This is a genomic window from Streptomyces sp. NPDC048185, assembly GCF_043202495.1.
Classification (GTDB): domain Bacteria; phylum Actinomycetota; class Actinomycetes; order Streptomycetales; family Streptomycetaceae; genus Streptomyces.
The window spans coordinates 1,002,878-1,019,264 of the sequence record NZ_JBIDAN010000002.1 but is presented as its reverse complement, the minus strand read 5'-3'; the positions used below and the strand labels follow the sequence as shown (position 1 = coordinate 1,019,264).

Genomic DNA, 16,387 nt, shown 5'->3' with positions numbered 1-16,387 from the left:
ATCGATCCCCGTGACCCATGTCACCGAAATCGCCGACACAGCTTCAGGAAAGGGCGGGTCGATGACCCTCAGGGACCGGTTCACCGTGGTCGGACGGCAGACCGACTGCCATGTCTTCGAAGGAGACGGGACCCGTCCCGTCAGCGAGGAGAACATGCGGGTGAAGTACGTGCCCGAGCGCGTCGAACTGCCCGAGGAGGTGGGGGAGTGGCGGCGCGAGATCGAGGCGGAGGAGAACCGCAGGGAAGCGGCCGTGGAACCGCACCGCTGGAACAACCCCCGGTTCGCGGTGCGGCGCCTGGTGGTCTCCCGCACCCACACGACCGAGGACCCCGTCGCCACCCTCACGCTGTGCGACGCCGACTACTACGACTTCCTCGCGACGTCGATCAACCTCGACCGGCGGCAGCGCAACGGCCTGACCCTGCGTCAGCAGTACCTGGAGGGCAAGGACCTCCTCGACGTACCGCCGTTCATGTTCTGCAGCTTCGGCATCAACGTCGCGGTCGAGACCGGCAAGGACCGCAAGATGCTGTTCTCCCGGCGCAGCGCCCGGGTCGCCGGCCCGAACAAGGCCAAGTGGAACTCCAGCGCCAACGAGGGCCTGGCCAGCAACCACGACCTCTCTCCCGACGGGCGGGTCAGCCTGCACGCCGCCGCCCGCCGGGCGCTGCGGGAGGAACTGGCCGTCCTCGACTCGGACGAGGTGGACCTCGAACTGCTCGGCTTCGGGCTCGACGTGCGCAACAACCAGTGGGCCGCGTTCTTCCGGGCGGTGCTCACCGGCCTGTCCGAAGAGGATCTGCGGGTGCGCTGGAGCCGGGGCGTGGAGGACAAGTGGGAGCACGACGGCCACGCCTTCGTGGACGCGGACCCGGAGAGCGTCCTGCGCTTCGTGCGTGACCAGCCGGAGGAGGCGTGGACACCCTGCGCGCCCGCCCTCTTCTACCTCGCCCTGGTCCGCGGCGCCGTGCGCGCCCGGGGCGGCGACCCGGACGCGCGGTACGAGGTCGAGGCGAGCGAGCGCGCGGTCCTCGCGGACGGCGACGACGAGGACGCCTTCGTCTGACGCGAGCCGGCCCGGCCGGAGCCCCGCCCGCGGACGCTCACGGCACCCGGGCCGTCCACGCCGGTGAGGAGAACTTCGTACGGGCCAGTTCCCCGGCGCGGGCCAGTTCCTCGTCGCCGACCTTGCCCCGGGTGAGGCCGTAGCGGGCGCCGAAGGACGTGATCATGCGGTCGATCACGGCCTCGCGGGTCAGGCCGGTCTGCCGGCGCAGCGGGTCCACCCGCTTCTTCGCGCTCTTGATGCCCTTGTCGCTGAGCTTCTCCCGGCCGATGCGCAGCACCTCGAGCATCTTGTCGGCGTCGATGTCGTACGACATGGTCACGTGGTGCAGCACCGCGCCGGGGCCGCCGCCGTGCCCCACGAGCCGCTTCTGCGCGGCGCCCGCGATCTTGCCCTGGTCGGTGGCGATGTCGTTCAGCGGCTGGTACCAGGCGCGGATGCCCAGGTCGCCGAGGGCGCCGAGCACCCAGTCGTCGAGATACGCGTAGCTGTCCTGGAAGGACAGGCCCTGCACCAGCGCCTCCGGCACGGACAGCGAGTAGGTGATCGTGTTGCCGGGCTCCACGAACATGGCGCCGCCGCCGGAGATCCGGCGCACCACCTCGACGCCGTGGCGCTCGGCGGCCTCGGCGTCGACCTCGTTGCGCAGCGACTGGAAGCTGCCGATGATCACCGCGGGGGAGCCCCACTCCCACACCCGCAGCGTCGGCGGACGCCGGCCCGCCGCGACCTCGGCGGTCAGCACCTCGTCCAGGGCCATGTGCAGGGCGGGGGACTGCGGGGCCTCGTGGATCAGCTGCCAGTCGTAGTCCGTCCAGTCCGTGGCGTGGGCGAGGGCCCGGCGCACGGCGATGCCGACGCCCTCCGAGGTCAGCCCGTACATCACGGTGCCCTCCGGCAGGGCCGCGTCGATCCGCGCGGCCAGTCCGGCGGCGTCGGTGTCGGCCGGGGCGCCCTCCAGCGCACGGTTCACGGCGTCGAGCGCCTCGTCCGGCTCGAGGAAGAAGTCGCCCGCCACGCGCACGCCCCGCAGTACACCGCCCGCGGCCTCCACGTCCACCACGACCAGCTTGCCGCCGGGGATCTTGTACTCACCGTGCACCGTCATGCCTCCGTTTCCGCACATGGGGGCAACAGTGGGCGGGACGGCGGTGTTCCCCCCGCCGGACGGTGGTCCGGCGGCTGCCGTCGATCCGGCCGTCTCCGCCCTGCGTGAGGCGGGGCCGCCCGTGGGCCCGCCGGGCGGCCGGTGTCGCGGAGTCAACGGCCGCCGTGCCGCGACCATAATGGGTCTATGTCCGGAATTCGCGTCATGCGAGAGTGGGCCTCCGGGCTCTTCCACGGGCCCCGGGCGCCGAAGACACGGCCGGGTCCCCCCAGACGCGGGCCGAAGGTCCGGACCGTCGCCGGCCAGGTGTTCCTGCTGCAGGTGGTCCTGGTCGTGCTGCTCGCGGTCGCCGCGGTGGTGGCTCTGGTGCTCCAGGTCCAGCGGGACAGCACCCAGGCGGCCCGGGAACGGACCCTGTCGGTCGCGCAGACCTTCGCCAACGCCCCCGGGACCGCCGAGGCGCTGGACGGCCCCGACCCGACGGCCGTGCTCCAGCCCCGGGCCGAGGCCGTCCGCAAGGCGGCGGACGTGGCCTTCGTCGTCGTCTCGAACACCCAGGGGATCCGCTACACGCACCCCGATCCGAACCTCATCGGGAAACACATCCTCGGCCCCTACGCGAAGGCGCTGGACGGCATTCCCGTGACCATGGAACTCACCGCCAGCGTCGGCCCGGCCGTCGACTCGACCGTGCCCGTCTTCCGCAGCGACGGCTCGATCGCCGGGATCGTCGGCGTCGAGATCACGCTCAGCGACGTCGACCAGTCCGCCGCCCGCCAGCTGCCCGTCATCCTCGGCAGCGCCGCCGGTGCCCTCTTCCTGGCCCTGGGCGGCGCGGCGCTGGTGAACCGGCGGCTGTCCCGGCAGACCCGCGGCCTCGGCCCCGCCGAGATGACGCGCATGTACGAGCATCACGACGCGGTGCTCCACTCGGTGCGGGAGGGCGTACTCATCGCCGACGGGGACGGAAAGCTGTCGCTGGCCAACGACGAGGCGCGCAGACTGCTCGGCCTCCGGCCCGAGGCGGAGGGACGGCCGGTCGCCGAGGCCGCGCTCCCCCCGCGGATCGCCGACCTCCTCGAGTCCGGCGGGCCGGTCACCGACGAGGTGGTGCCGGTGGCGGACCGGCTGCTCGTGGTCAACCTGCGCACCACCGCCGACAACGGCGGCCCGCCGGGCGTCGTCGCCACCGTCCGCGACACCACCGAACTGCGAGCGGTGATCGGGCGGGCCGAGGCCGTGCGGGAGCGCCTCCTGCTCCTCTACGAGGCCGGCACCCGGATCGGCACCACCCTCGACGTGACCACGACCGCGCAGGAACTGACCCGGGTGGTCATCCCGCGGTTCTCGGACTTCGCCACGGTGGACCTGGCCGAGGCGGTCTTCCGGGGGGACGAGCCGGGCGAGGCCGACGGCACGCACGCACGGATGCGGCGGGCCGCGGTCGCCGGCCTGCGCGACGACCACCCCCTGCGTCCCCTGGGCCGGGCGACCGGCGTCGTGCCCACCAGCACCGGCTCCCTGAGCGGCAGCGAGCGCCACTCCCTTCCCGACGCGGACGTGGAGACCGCGCTCGCCCGGTACGAGAGGGACCCCGAGCACGCCCGGCGCCTCCTCGACTACGGCTTCCACAGCGTCCTCGGCATCCCCCTGCACGCACGGGGCGTGGTGCTCGGCACGGTCAACTTCTGGCGTTCGCAGAACCCCGCCCCGTTCGACGAGGACGACGAGGCGTTCGCCCGGGAACTGGCGGCCAGGGCGGCGATGAGCATCGACAACGCCCGCCGTTACACCCGGGAGCACGAGACGGCCGTGGCCCTGCAGCGCAGTCTCCTGCCGAGGCAGGTCCCCGAGCAGAACGCCCTGGACGTCGCCTACCGGTACCTGGCGGCGGAGGCCGGGGTGGGCGGGGACTGGTTCGACGTCATCCCGCTGCCGGGGGCCCGGGTCGCCCTGGTGGTCGGCGACGTCGTCGGGCACGGCCTGCACGCCTCCGCCACCATGGGACGGCTGCGCACCGCCGTCCACAACTTCGCCGCCCTCGACCTGCCGGCCGACGAACTCCTCGCGCGCCTCGACGAACTGGTCTCCCGGCTCGACCAGGAGGGCGCCCCGGACAGGTCCGAGATCGCCGGGGCGACCTGCCTCTACGCGATCTACGATCCGGTGGCCGGCAGCTTCTCCCTGAGCCGGGCGGGACACCCCGGCCCCGCGCTGGTGCTGCCCGACGGAACCGTGCGCTTCCCGGACTGTCCCGTGGGTCTGCCGCTCGGCGTCGGCAGCGGTCTGCCCTTCGAGGCGGTCGAGATCCGCGTGCCCGAGGGCAGCCGGCTCGTGCTGTACACCGACGGCCTGGTGGAGGCCCGTGGCCGGGACATCGACGACGGCCTGGACATGCTGCGGCTCAGCCTGGCCCGGGCCGGGCACACGCCCGAGGAGACCTGCGCCCGGGTCCTGGCGGAGGTGCCGGCCCGCCCGCCGGAGGACGACGTCGCGCTCCTCGTGGCCGGTACCCGCCTCCTGGACCCGGACCGGGTGGCCGTCTGGGACGTGGACCGCGATCCGGCCGTCGTCTCCCGCGTCCGCCGCGAGGTCACCGACCGGCTCTCCGCGTGGGGCCTGGACGAGGAGGCCTTCGTCACGGAACTGATCCTCAGCGAACTGCTCACCAACGCGGTCCGCTACGGCACCGACCCCGTCCGGGTGCGGCTGCTGTTCGACCGGACCCTGATCTGCGAGGTCTCCGACGGCAGCAGCACCGCGCCGCACCTGCGCTACGCGGCCACCACCGACGAGGGAGGCCGCGGCCTGTTCCTGGTCGCTCAGCTCGCCGACCGCTGGGGCACGCGCTACACCGAGACCGGAAAGGTCATCTGGTCGGAGCAGACGCCTTCCCCGTACCCGCTCGCGTGAGCCGCGGGGAGCGGGGCGGTGGGAAACGGCGAGGGGCGCGGCGGACGGGACACGGGGCGATCGGTAGCCTGCTGGCCCTACGCTGCCCGACCGCGAGGTGAGAGGTCCCCATGTTCACCACTCGTCCCACCCTCCAGGGAACCTTCGGCATGGTGGCCTCCACCCACTGGCTGGCGTCCCAGTCGGCGATGGCGGTACTGGAGGACGGCGGCAACGCCTACGACGCCGCCGTGGCCGGCGCGTTCGTCCTGCACGTCGTCGAACCCCACCTCAACGGGCCCGCCGGAGAGGTGCCGATACTCCTCGCGCCGGCGGGCGGTGAGGTCCGGGTGCTGTGCGGCCAGGGCGTCGCCCCGGCCGGTGCGACGGTCGCCCACTACCGGGGGCTGGGCCTGGACCTCGTGCCCGGCACCGGCCCGCTCGCGGCCGCCGTGCCCGGCGCGTTCGACGCCTGGATGATCCTGCTGCGCGACCACGGCACCAAGCACCTCGCCGACGTCCTCACGTACGCCATCGGCTACGCCGAGGACGGGCACCCGCCCGTGGAGCGCTTCACGGAGACCGTCGAGACCGTCCGCGAGCTGTTCGCGACGGAGTGGACGTCCTCGGCTGAGGTCTACCTGCCCGGCGGACGGCCGCCCCGCCCCGGCGAGCCGTTCCGCAACCCCGCCCTCGCCGCCACGTGGAAGCGGCTGCTGGGCGAGGTCGCCGGGGCGGGTGGGCGGAAGGCCGAGATCGACGCGGCCCGTGAGGTCTGGCGCACCGGGTTCGTCGCCGAGGCGTTCGTACGGCAGGCCGCCCGCCCCACCATGGACACCAGCGGCCGGCGCCACACCGGCACCCTCACTGCCGCCGACCTCGCCGGCTGGTCCGCGTCCTACGAGGCGCCCGTGACGTACGACTGGAACGGCTGGACCGTCTGCAAGGCAGGCCCCTGGAGCCAGGGCCCCGTCCTGCTCCAGCAGCTGGCGCTGCTCCCGCCCGAGCTGCCCCGGTACGGCTCCGCCGACTACGTCCACCTGCTGGTCGAGGGCTGCAAGCTCGCCATGGCCGACCGTGAGGCCTGGTACGGGGACGCCGACGGCGCGGCCGGCGTGCCGCTCGCCGACCTGCTGTCGCCGTCGTACAACGCGGCCCGGCGCGAGCTGGTGGGGGACAAGGCCTCCTACGAGCTGCGGCCCGGCGGCCCCGGCGGGCGCACCCCGCGGCTCAGCGCCCACGCGCGCGTGGCGGCCGTCGAGGGCGAGGGCCTCGACGCCCTCGGAGTTGGCGAGCCGACCGTCGCCAAGGGCCCGGCCTCCCCGGTGCCGGGCGAGCCCGCCGTCGACACCGACGGCGGCACCCGCGGCGACACCTGTCACCTCGACGTCGTGGACCGCTGGGGCAACATGGTCTCGGCCACGCCCAGCGGCGGCTGGCTCCAGTCCAACCCGGTCGTGCCCGAACTCGGCTTCCCGCTCGGCACCCGCCTGCAGATGACCTGGCTGGAGGAGGGCCTGCCGAACTCGCTGACCCCGGGCCGCCGGCCGCGCACCACCCTCACCCCGTCCATCGCCCTGCGCGACGGCGTGCCCGTCATGGCGTTCGGCACGCCCGGCGGGGACCAGCAGGACCAGTGGCAGCTGCACTTCTTCCTGGCGGTCGCCCTGCGGGCACCGGTGCGCGGCGGCCTCGACCTCCAGGGCGCCATCGACGCCCCGAACTGGCACAACGACAGCTTCCCCGGCTCCTTCTACCCGCGCGGCATGCGGGCGGGGAGCCTCACCGTGGAGTCCCGGATGCCCGAGGAGGCCGTCGAGGGGCTGCGGCGCCGCGGGCACGACGTCACCGTCGGCGAGCCCTGGTCGGAGGGGCGCCTGTGCGCCGTCGCCCGGGACCCGCTGACCGGGGTGCTGTCCGCGGCGGCGAACCCGCGCGGCGCGCAGGGGTACGCGGTGGGACGCTGAGGCCGCCCACGTGTTCACGCCGATTCCACCCGCGGTACACCACCCGGGTGAGGATTGTCAGCGGCGCGTGCTCTCATGGAGCCATGATCGAGAACAACGAAACCATCGACGAGTTTCTCGCCCGGCACGCCGACGACGTGGCGGAGGCCGTCCGCAAGGCGGCCGCCCAGGAGATCACGCCCCGCTGGCGCCGGCTCGCGGCCCACGAGGTCGACCAGAAGTCCGGCCCGCACGACCTGGTGACGGACGCCGACCGCAGGGCCGAGCGGTACCTGACCGAGGTGCTGGCCGCCCTGCTGCCCGGCTCCGTCGTGGTCGGCGAGGAGGCGGTGCACGCCAACCCCGCCTCGTACGAGGCGATCAGGGGCGAGGCGCCGGTGTGGATCGTCGACCCCGTCGACGGGACACGGCAGTTCGTGCACGGCGACTCCGGCTTCTGCACCCTGGTCGCCCTGGCCCACCGCGGAGTGGTGCAGGCCTCCTGGACCTACGCGCCCGTCGACGACCAGCTCGCCACCGCCGTCCGGCGCCGGGGCGCCTTCCTGGACGGCGAGCGGCTCCACGCCGGGCCGCCCGAGCCCGGGCACGACCTGCGGGTCGCCACCTCCCACCCGGACTACACGACGGACGAGCAGAAGCGCGCCCTGCTCGGCCTGCGCACCCCGGGCGTGGCACCCCGTCCCTGCGGCTCCGCGGGGCTCGAGTACCTCGCCGTCGCGCGCGGCGAGTCCGACGCCACGGCGTTCTCCTGGGAGGCGGCGTGGGACCACGCGGCGGGGCTCCTCCTGGTCGAGGAGGCGGGCGGCACCCACCTGACCCGCACCGGCGAGCCCTTCCGCATCACCGGCGACAACGACCTGCCGTTCACCGCGGCCCGCGACGCGGCCACGGCCCGGCGGGTGGTGGCGCTGCTCTCGGGGGAGACCGCCTGACCGCGTGCTCCCGCGGTGGTCCCGCGCCCCGGCCGTCACCCGCGGCCGGGGCGTGCCGGTGGCCCGGCATATCCTGACCGGAGTGGCCATCGGCTGACGAAGGAGTCCGAAGGTGCCGTCGATGCTCGATGCGGTCGTGGTGGGTGCGGGGCCGAACGGACTGACGGCTGCCGTGGAGCTGGCCCGCCGCGGCTTCTCCGTCGCCGTCTTCGAGGCGCGGGACACCGTGGGCGGCGGTGCCCGCACGGAGGAGCTGACGCTCCCCGGCTTCCGCCACGACCCGTGCTCGGCCGCGCACCCGCTCGGCGTCAACTCACCCGCCTTCCGCGCCCTGCCCCTGGAGCGGTACGGCCTGGAGTGGCTGCACCCCGCGCTGCCCATGGCGCACCCGTTCCCCGACGGCTCCGCCGCCGTGCTGTCCCGGTCGGTCGGCGAGACCGCCGCCTCCTTCGGCCCGCGCGACGCGGGCACCTACCGCAGGCTCGTCGAGCGCTTCCTCCCCCGGTGGGACACACTGGCCCGCGACTTCATGTCCCTGCCGCTCACCGCCCTGCCCCGCGACCCGGTCACCCTCGCCCGCTTCGGCCTGGTCGGACTGCCGCCGTCGACGTGGCTGATGCGCCGCTTCCGCGACGAGAAGGCGAAGACCCTCTTCGCCGGTCTCGTGGCCCACGTCATGGCGCCGCTCGGCGGCTTCGCCACCGGCGCCATCGGCCTGGTCTTCGCCCTCGCCGCCCACGCCCGGGGCTGGCCCGTCGCCCGCGGCGGCTCCCAGGCCCTCTCCGACGCGCTGGCCGCGTACCTCACCGACCTCGGCGGCACGGTCCACACCGACTACGAGGTCAAGCGCCTCGACGACCTGCCCCCGGCCCGCGCGTACGTCTTCGACACCTCGCCCACGGCCCTGGCGCGCATCGCCGGCCTGGGCAACTACTACGAGCACTACCGGTACGGCCCCGGCGTCTTCAAGATCGACTATGCGCTGGACGGCCCGGTGCCGTGGACGGCCGAGGCCCCCCGCACCGCCGGCACGGTGCAGGTCGGCGCCGACAGCACGGAGATCGGCACCGCCCTGCACGCCGCCTCGCGCACGGACCGCGCGCCCGAGCGGCCGTTCCTCATCACCGTGCAGCCCGGCGTCGTGGACCCCACCCGCGCCCCGGCCGGCAAGCACGTCTTCTGGGCCTACGGACACGTGCCCAACGGCTGGACCGGTGATCTCACGGACGTGGTCGAACGACAACTGGAGCGCTTCGCCCCCGGGTTCCGCGACCGCGTCCTCGCCCGCGCGACCGCCGGCCCGCCCGAGGTGGCCGCACGCAACGCCAACTACGTCGGCGGGGACATCGCCTCCGGCGCGGTCTCCGGGCTCCAGCTCCTGCTGCGCCCCAAGCTGTCCCTGTTCCCGTACGCGACCCCGCACCCGGCCGTGTTCATCTGCTCGTCGGCCACCCCGCCGGGCCCCGGCGTGCACGGGATGTCCGGACACAACGCGGCGAAGGCCGTCTGGCGGCGACTGAGGCAGACATGACCACCATCACGCTGGTCCAGGGCGACATCACGCGCCAGAGCGCCGACGCGATCGTCAACGCGGCCAACTCCTCCCTGCTCGGCGGAGGCGGTGTCGACGGCGCCGTCCACCGGCGCGGCGGCCCCGCGATCCTGGCGGCCTGCCGCGAGCTGCGCGCGGGGCACCTCGGCAAGGGGCTGCCCACCGGCCGGGCGGTCGCCACCACCGCGGGGGACCTGGACGCCCGATGGGTGATCCACACGGTCGGCCCGGTGTACGGGGCCTCGGGCGGTGATCCCGAGCTGCTCGCCTCCTGCTACCGGGAGTCGCTTCGCGTGGCCGACGAGCTGGGGGCCCGGACGGTCGCGTTCCCGGCCATCTCCACCGGCGTGTACCGGTGGCCGATGGACGACGCCGCCCGCATCGCCGTCGAGACGGTGCGGAACACTCCGACGGCCGTCGAAGAGGTGAGGTTCGTGCTCTTCGACGAACGGGCCCACGAGGCGTTCGTCCGGCGACTCGGCTGACGCGGACCCCGGCGCCGGCGGCCACGCGTCACAGCGGGCTCAGCCGCCCTGGAGCCGCAGCCGGAAGGCGGGGCAGACGTCCGGGTCGCCGTCCGCGTAGAGGTAGGTGCGTCCGTCGCCCCCGGCGATCGACAGGGAGTCGAGGGTGTCCCCGTCCAGGAAGCGCTCCGGCGCGGTGAAGGAGAGGGACAGGCGGGCGAACTCGGTGGCAGCGGTGCCGCCCCCCACCACGGACCAGGTGCCGGACCCGTCGAAGCTCTCGCCTTCGCATGCGCTCGGTGCAGGTCCTCGTCGCCCGTGACGACCGCCGGCAGGCCCGTCGTGACGAGCTTCGCGAACGCGCCCGGCTTGCGGCGCTCCGGGATTCGATCACCTCCAGGAGGTGGCGGCGGACGCCGGTCGCACCTGCACCGACGAAACGGCCCACCGGTCCGCCCCGGGACCGGCCCCGCTCGCCATGTAACGGTCAAGTTGGGTCCACGGGGGCAGCAGTCGGGGTTCATCCGGCGCCCTTTGCCTGGTTGTCGTCCGGCCACCGTCCTCTGGAGGTTCGATGACCACGCCGCGCACCAGCACGGACAGCTTCCCCAACTCCCGCAGCTCCCTGAGGAGAAGGGGATTCCTCGGACTCGCGGGCGCCGCCGGCGCCGGTGCGGTGCTGCTCGGCACCGGCGCCGCGCCCGTCGCCGCCGCACCGGCCCGCGTTCCCGGCGACCCCTTCCGGCTCGGCGTCGCGTCCGGCGACCCGCTCCCCGACGCCGTCGTGCTGTGGACGCGCCTCGCCCCCGAGCCGCTCGAGCCCGGCGGCGGCATGCCGCGCCGCCCCGTCCCGGTGCGGTGGGAGGTCGCCCTCGACGAGCGGTTCCGCAAGGTCGTGCGGCGCGGTGTCGAGCACGCCCGGCCCGAGGAGGCGCACACCGTCCACGCCGATGTACGGGGCCTGCTGCCGCACCACGAGTACTACTACCGCTTCCGCGCCGGCAACGCGCTCTCCCCGGTCGGCCGCACCCGCACCGCCCCCGCGCCGGGCACCGCGCCCACCGTCGAGTTCGCCTTCGCGTCCTGCGCGAACTGGGAGCAGGGGTACTTCACGGCGTACCGGCACATGGCCGAGGAACGCCCGGACGTCGTCTTCCACCTGGGCGACTACCTGTACGAGTACGCGGCCGGCGCCAACGGCAAGGTCCGCACGCACGCCGGCGACGAGATGAACACCCTCGACGAGTACCGCCGTCGGCACGCCCAGTACAAGACGGACCCCGACCTGAGTCTGCTGCACGCGACGGCCCCGTTCGTCGTCACCTGGGACGACCACGAGACCGACAACAACTACGCCGGCCTGACCCCCGAGAACACCGACCCCGCCCAGGGCAACGACACCACCGCCCACTTCGCCGCCCGCCGCAGGGCCGCCTACCAGGCCTACTGGGAGCACATGCCGCTGCGCCGCCAGCGCAAGCCGGTGGACACCGCGCTGCCCCTGTACCGGCGGCTGGAGTTCGGCTCCACCGCGACCTTCAGCGTGCTGGACACCCGCCAGTACCGCACCGACCAGCCGTACGGCGACAAGTGGCAGGTCTCCGGCCCCGAGCAGTGGGACCCGAAGGCCACCATCCTCGGCGCCGAGCAGCACGCCTGGCTGGAGCGCAGCCTGTCGCGCTCGCGGTCCACCTGGAACGTGGTGCCGCAGCAGATCTACTTCGCGAACTGGGACGCCCTCGCCGGGCCGGACGACGGCGGCTACAACGACGGCTGGGACGGCTACCGCGTCTCCCGCGACCGGGTCCTCGGCTACGTGGAGGAGCGCCGCATCGACAACTTCGTGGTGCTCACCGGCGACGTGCACACCAACTGGACCAACGACCTGCGGCGCGACTTCGAGCGCCCGGAGACCCGGCTGCTGGGCACCGAGTTCGTCACCACGTCGATCACCTCGAACGGCGACGGCACGGGCTCCCACGACCCCGGCCAGGTGTACTGGGACGAGAACCCGCACCTGAAGTACTACAGCGACCGGCGTGGGTACGTGCGCTGCACCGTGTCCAGGGACCGGTACACCGCCGACTACCGGGTGGTCGACCGGGTCACCCGCCCCGACGCCCCGGTCCGTACCGACAAGTCGTTCGTGATCGAGGCGGGTGTCGCCGGCGTCCAGAGCGCCTGAGCACCCTCGCGCGGCGGTGCCGCCGTCGTCGGGGCCCGGGCGCCGGCGACGGTGGTGGCGGGCCGCCCGGGCCCGCCTTCCACGTCCTGGACGACGACCGTCGTTCATCAGGAACCAACAAAGTCCGACGGGGTAATTGATTCGGTTGTGTTCGAGTCCTAGGGTGACCCTGATCCAGTAGCCGCTCCATCACCGGCAGTTGGCACCCGCTCCTCCGTCAACAGCCGGTGCAGCACCGTGCGTTGAGCCGCCCCCGAAGCCACACGGAAGGCCACGGTCATGCCGCACTCGCCCGTGTCACCCGCCGGTATCCCGGCCCCCCGACCCCGCCCGGTCGTCAGCCGCCGACGCCTCCTGGAGGGCGGCGCCGCCCTCCTCGGCGCGTTCGCCCTGTCCGCGCCGCCCGGCACCGCGCTCGCGGCCGGCCGGCGCGCCGCGGCCGACGAGCCCCCCGAGTGGAACGACTTCGGCGTCTTCCGGCTCGGCACCGAGCCGCCGCACACCACGCTCATGCCGTACGCGGACGTGCGGCAGGCCCTGGCCGGCGACCGTACCCGCTCGCCCCACCGCCTGAGCCTCGACGGCACGTGGAAGTTCGCCTACGCCGACCGTCCCGACGACCGGGACGCCGACTTCCACCGCACCGACACCGACGACAGCGACTGGGGCACCATCTCCGTCCCGTCCGTCTGGCAGACGCACGGCCACGACTTCCCGATCTACGTGAACATCACCTACCCGTACTGGGGCCCCAACGGCCTCGGCGAGGAGCCGCAGCCGCCCGCCGCACCGACCCGCTACAACCCGGTCGGCCAGTACCGGCGCACCTTCACCGTGCCCCGCGACTGGACGGGCCGCCGCACCTTCCTGCACTTCGAGGGCGTCAAGTCCGCGCACTACGTGTGGATCAACGGCGAACTCGTCGGCTACGACGAGGACTCCTACACCCCGTCCGAGTACGACATCACCGACCACCTGAGGCCGGGCACCAACCAGATCGCCGTGGAGGTGTACCGCTACTCCGACGGCGACTGGCTGGAGGACCAGGACATGATCCGGCTGAGCGGCATCTTCCGCTCGGTCTACCTCTGGTCCGCCCCGGCCGTGCACCTGCGCGACTTCAAGCTGGACACCCCGCTGAACGGCACGTACACCGACGCCGAGCTGAAGGTCACCGCGCACGTGCGCGCGTCCGGCTCCGGCGACGCCGGGCGGTACACGGTGGAGACCCAGCTCTACGACGCCCGCGGTCACGCCGTCTGGTCCCGGCCGCTCCTGCAGGCCGCCGACCTCGGCACCGTCCGGGCCGGCGAGGACGTCACCGTGAGCGCCGCCAAGGCCGTGCCGGCGCCGAAGCTGTGGTCGGCCGAGCACCCGGACCTCTACACCGCCGTCCTGCGCCTGCGCGACCCCTCCGGCACGGTGGTCGAGACCCTCTCGCACCGGGTCGGCTTCCGCGAGTTCGCCCTCAAGGACGGGCTGATGCGGATCAACGGCCGGCCCGTCTCCTTCCGCGGCACCAACCGGCACGAGATGCACCCGGTCCGCGGCACGGCGCTGACCCGCGAGGACATGATCGAGGACATCAAGATCATCAAGCGGATGAACATCAACAGCGTCCGCACCTCGCACTACCCCAACAACCCGTACTGGCTGGAGCTCGCCGACGAGTACGGCCTCTACCTCGTCGACGAGACCAACCTCGAGACCCACGGCATCCGCGGCGAGTACCCGGGCGACCACCCCGACTGGACCGCGGCCTGCGTGGCCCGCGCCCAGAACATGGTCCACCGCGACAAGAACCACGCCTCCGTCGTCATCTGGTCCCTCGGCAACGAGGCCGGCGGCGGCAGCACCTTCACCGCCATGCACGACTGGATCCGCTCCTACGACGACACCCGCGTCATCCAGTACGAGGGCGACGACCGCCCCGGCATCAGCGACATCCGCTCGGAGATGTACGACAGCCCGCAGCGCGTCGAGCAGCGCGCGAAGGACACCTCCGACACCCGGCCCTACGTCATGATCGAGTACGCCCACTCGATGGGGAACTCGACCGGCAACTTCAAGAAGTACTGGGACGTCGTCCGCCGGTACGACGTCCTCCAGGGCGGCTGGATCTGGGACTTCGTCGACCAGTCCCTGTACACGCCCGTCCCGGCCCGCACCCTGCTGACCGAGTCCGGCCCGGCCGCGCTGCGCGGCGAGATCCTCGCCACCCGCGGCACCCTCGACCGGGACAAGGGCCTGTCCGGCATCACGGTCTTCGAGCGCCACGACAGCCTCGACCTCACCGGGTCCCTGACCCTGGAGGCCTGGGTCACGCCGCACGTCACCGGCTACCACCAGCCCATCCTCGCCAAGGGCGACACCCAGTACGCGCTGAAGCAGACCGACCGGACACTGGAGTTCTTCATCCACTCCGCCGGCCAGTGGATCACCGCGAGCTGGACCGTGCCCGACGACTGGACCGGCCGCGAGCACCACGTCGCCGGCGTCTTCGACGCCGACGCGGGCACCCTGACCCTGTACGCCGACGGCGAGGCGAGGGCCACCCGCACCACCGACCGGCGCCCCAGCAGCAACACCGCGCCGCTCTCCCTGGCCACCGACGCCGACTCCCAGACCCGCGAGTTCAGCGGCACGATCCGCCGCGCCCGCGTCTACGCCCGCGCCCTCGACGGCTCCGAACTGGCCTCCGAGGGGCGCGGACCCGGCGACGAGGGCGTCCGCTTCTGGTTCGACGCGGCGACCGTGAAGACCGCGGTGAAGCGGCCGAAGGACAAGACCTTCCTCGCCTACGGCGGCGACTGGGGCGACAACCCGAACGACGGCGCCTTCGTCGCCGACGGCATCATCACCGCGGACCGCGGCCACACCGGCAAGGCCACCGAGGTCAAGCACGTCTACCAGGCGATCAACGCCGCCCCCGTACCCGGCGGCGCACCGGGCGCCGTCACCCTCACCAACGAGTTCCTGTTCACCGGCGTCCGCGAGTTCGACGGCCGGTGGGAACTGGTCGCCGACGGCGAGGTCGTACGGCACGGCAGGCTGACCCGCGACCAGCTCGACGTCCCGCCCCTGTCCAGCAGGGACATCACCGTCCCCGTACGCCTGCCGGACGACCCGGAGCCGGGCACCGAGTACTTCCTCCAGCTCTCCTTCACCACCAGGGAGTCCACGCCGTGGGCGAAGGCGGGCTTCGAGGTGGCCCGGCAGCAGATCCCGCTGGACGCCGGCAGCCCGGCCGTGACCCCCGCGCGCCTGGAGAGCGTCCCCGCCCTGCGGCACGACGACCGCGAGCAGGACGTCACCGTGCGCGGCGAGAACTTCTCCGTCACCGTCGACAAGCGCAGCGGCACCATCACCTCGTACGAGGCGAACGGCACCCGCCTGATCACCGACGGGCCGGTGCCCAACTTCTGGCGGGCACCCACCGACAACGACAAGGGCAACGGCCAGCACACCCGCAACCAGACCTGGCGCGACGCCGGTGCCCGCCGCACCGTCTCGGACGTCGCCGTGCGGGCCCTGGGCGACCGGGCCGTCGAGATCAAGGTCAGCGGCACCCTGCCGACCACCACCGAGTCGGCGTACACCACCACCTACACGGTGTTCGGCAACGCCGAGATCAAGGTCGACAACACCCTGCACCCCGGCGCCGGGAACCTGCCCTACATCCCGGAGGTCGGCACCCTGCTCCTGCTGCCCGGCCGCCTGGACCGGCTGCACTACTACGGCCGCGGCCCCGACGAGAACTACTGGGACCGCAACACCGGCTCCGACGTCGGCCTGTACTCCGGGACCGTCGCGGAGCAGTGGACCTCCTACATCCGCCCGCAGGAGAACGGCAACAAGACCGACGTCCGCTGGATCGCGCTCACCGACTCCCGTGGAGCGGGCCTGCTCGCCACCGGCGAACCCCTGCTGGAGGCCAACGCGTCCCACTTCACACCGGAGGACCTGTCGGCAGGCGTCCGCCACGACTACCAGCTCACCCCGCGCGACGAGGTCGTGCTCCGCCTGAACCACCGTCAGATGGGCGTGGGCGGCGACAACAGCTGGGGAGCGCACACGCACGACGAGTTCAAGCTGTTCGCCGACCGGGACTACACGTACACCTACCGGCTGCGCCCGCTCACCGACGTGCGCGACGCCATGGCGGCCTCGCGGCGGCCCACGGCGACCGAGTAGCCCCGGCTCCGGCCGGATCGAAGC

Annotated in this window: 10 protein-coding genes; 8 read left to right on the top strand and 2 right to left on the bottom strand. The window is 73.3% G+C overall.

The features are described 5' to 3' along the window. Positions 1-61: 61 nt before the first annotated feature. Positions 62-1,069: a translation initiation factor 2 gene (locus ACGF3H_RS10450; protein WP_362499170.1), complete on the top strand. Its 1,008-nt coding sequence runs from the start codon at positions 62-64 to the stop codon at positions 1,067-1,069. 37 nt (positions 1,070-1,106) lie between these two features. Here ACGF3H_RS10450 and ACGF3H_RS10445 read toward each other — a convergent pair whose 3' ends face one another. Further along, positions 1,107-2,171, bottom strand: coding sequence for a biotin/lipoate A/B protein ligase family protein (locus tag ACGF3H_RS10445; RefSeq protein WP_362499283.1), 1,065 nt, complete (start codon positions 2,169-2,171; stop codon positions 1,107-1,109). A 192-nt stretch (positions 2,172-2,363) separates the two neighbouring features. Here ACGF3H_RS10445 and ACGF3H_RS10440 point away from each other — a divergent pair, with 192 nt between their 5' ends. The 5 genes from ACGF3H_RS10440 to ACGF3H_RS10420 all read left to right on the top strand — a co-directional run bounded on the left by ACGF3H_RS10440 (position 2,364) and on the right by ACGF3H_RS10420 (position 10,005). Further along, on the top strand, positions 2,364-5,090 hold the full coding sequence (locus ACGF3H_RS10440; protein WP_393816470.1) for a SpoIIE family protein phosphatase: 2,727 nt from the start codon (positions 2,364-2,366) through the stop codon (positions 5,088-5,090). Between the two features lie 110 nt (positions 5,091-5,200). After that, the gene (locus tag ACGF3H_RS10435) at positions 5,201-7,036 is read left to right on the top strand and encodes a gamma-glutamyltransferase (RefSeq protein WP_362499176.1); all 1,836 of its coding nucleotides are present in this window, start codon (positions 5,201-5,203) and stop codon (positions 7,034-7,036) included. A gap of 83 nt (positions 7,037-7,119) precedes the next feature. After that, the gene (locus ACGF3H_RS10430) at positions 7,120-7,968 is read left to right on the top strand and encodes an inositol monophosphatase family protein (RefSeq protein ID WP_362499179.1); all 849 of its coding nucleotides are present in this window, start codon (positions 7,120-7,122) and stop codon (positions 7,966-7,968) included. Between the two features lie 121 nt (positions 7,969-8,089). Further along, positions 8,090-9,499, top strand: coding sequence for an NAD(P)/FAD-dependent oxidoreductase (locus ACGF3H_RS10425; RefSeq protein ID WP_362499182.1), 1,410 nt, complete (start codon positions 8,090-8,092; stop codon positions 9,497-9,499). After that, complete coding sequence (locus ACGF3H_RS10420; RefSeq protein WP_362499184.1) at positions 9,496-10,005, top strand: O-acetyl-ADP-ribose deacetylase; 510 nt, start codon at positions 9,496-9,498, stop codon at positions 10,003-10,005. The genes ACGF3H_RS10425 and ACGF3H_RS10420 overlap by 4 nt, the downstream gene beginning before the upstream one ends. 39 nt (positions 10,006-10,044) lie before the next feature. Here the strand turns inward: ACGF3H_RS10420 and ACGF3H_RS10415 are convergent, their stop codons facing one another. Further along, positions 10,045-10,233: a hypothetical protein gene (locus tag ACGF3H_RS10415; RefSeq protein WP_362499186.1), complete on the bottom strand. Its 189-nt coding sequence runs from the start codon at positions 10,231-10,233 to the stop codon at positions 10,045-10,047. 325 nt (positions 10,234-10,558) lie between these two features. Between ACGF3H_RS10415 and ACGF3H_RS10410 the strand changes: the two genes are divergently transcribed. Together ACGF3H_RS10410 and ACGF3H_RS10405 are read left to right on the top strand one after the other, a co-directional pair. Then, positions 10,559-12,169 carry an alkaline phosphatase D family protein gene (locus ACGF3H_RS10410; RefSeq protein ID WP_362499188.1) on the top strand — a complete coding sequence of 537 codons (1,611 nt, stop codon included), beginning with the start codon at positions 10,559-10,561 and terminating at the stop codon, positions 12,167-12,169. 279 nt (positions 12,170-12,448) lie between these two features. Next, positions 12,449-16,363 (top strand): glycoside hydrolase family 2 TIM barrel-domain containing protein, encoded by a 3,915-nt coding sequence (locus ACGF3H_RS10405; RefSeq protein WP_362499191.1) that lies wholly within the window; start codon positions 12,449-12,451, stop codon positions 16,361-16,363. Positions 16,364-16,387 lie beyond the last annotated feature (24 nt).